The organism is Aquabacterium lacunae, assembly GCF_004310865.1.
GTDB classification, from domain to species: Bacteria; Pseudomonadota; Gammaproteobacteria; order Burkholderiales; family Burkholderiaceae_C; genus Aquabacterium; species Aquabacterium lacunae.
In genome coordinates, this window is the sequence record NZ_SIXI01000035.1 from 1 (window position 1) to 783 (window position 783).

Here is a 783-nt window from a genome sequence, read left to right on the forward strand (position 1 = left end):
GGCCTAACGCCCAAGGTAAGCGGCGCCGTAGCCCGACAGGGCGAAGGGCACCAACACTGGCCATGAGAATGCCGAAGGCATGGCCAGTGTTGGCGTCCGCTTGACCGACCAGTTAGGCAACAGCGGCCAGGTTGATGCGCGCCTGCTGTTCATAGCGCTCCCTGAAGTGGCTTGTGTTGTAGATGTTGGGACGAGCCAAGAATGCTTGGAGTACGCCCCTACGCTTCATGTTGTAGATGAAGCTCGGGACCCAACTGTACTCGGCTCGTACCTGCCGGTCGTATTCGGCGAACCGCTCGGGGTTGGCGCCGAGTATGCAGAGGTCAATGTCAACGAGCAGTTGTTGATCGCCGTCTGTGGGTGTGGCGTCATGCTTGGTGGCCAGGATTAGGCACTCGACCCGCTGTTGAACGTTGTTGTCGGCGTTAGCGTGGCGGAGCACTCGCAAAGCCCAGTCAGCACTTTGCTGCTCGTTCGACTTGCCTCGCATGTCATAGACAGCATCGTGAAACCACAAGGCGATGGCGACTTCGCCGGGATGTTCGGCCAAGTGCCGAACTTGGCCGAACACATTCAAGCATTCTGCAAGATGCTGTTTGGAGTGATAGTGGCGCTGTGGTTCGCTGTACGCGCCAAGCAGTTGGCCGAAGAGATCGCTCGGCGACGCCAATCCCAGATCGGCCCAAGCCTGCGCCCAAGACTCTTCAAAGACGCTCATTGGGGTTGCCTAACGCCCAAGGTAAGCGGCGCCGGAAGGAGCGCAGCGAGTGGAGGGCACCAACA

Annotated in this window: 1 protein-coding gene; it reads right to left on the reverse strand. The window is 59.4% G+C overall.

The annotated features are described in order from the left end of the window. Positions 1–112 precede the first annotated feature (112 nt). Positions 113–718 (reverse strand): HD domain-containing protein, encoded by a 606-nt coding sequence (locus EYS42_RS16890; protein ID WP_130969380.1) that lies wholly within the window; start codon positions 716–718, stop codon positions 113–115. Between the last annotated feature and the right edge of the window lie 65 nt (positions 719–783).

Excerpts from the sequence above, each read along its gene's own strand:
- EYS42_RS16890 (WP_130969380.1), bottom strand. The coding sequence starts at position 718 with ATGAGCGTCTTTGAAGAGTCTTGGGCGCAGGCTTGGGCCGATCTGGGA.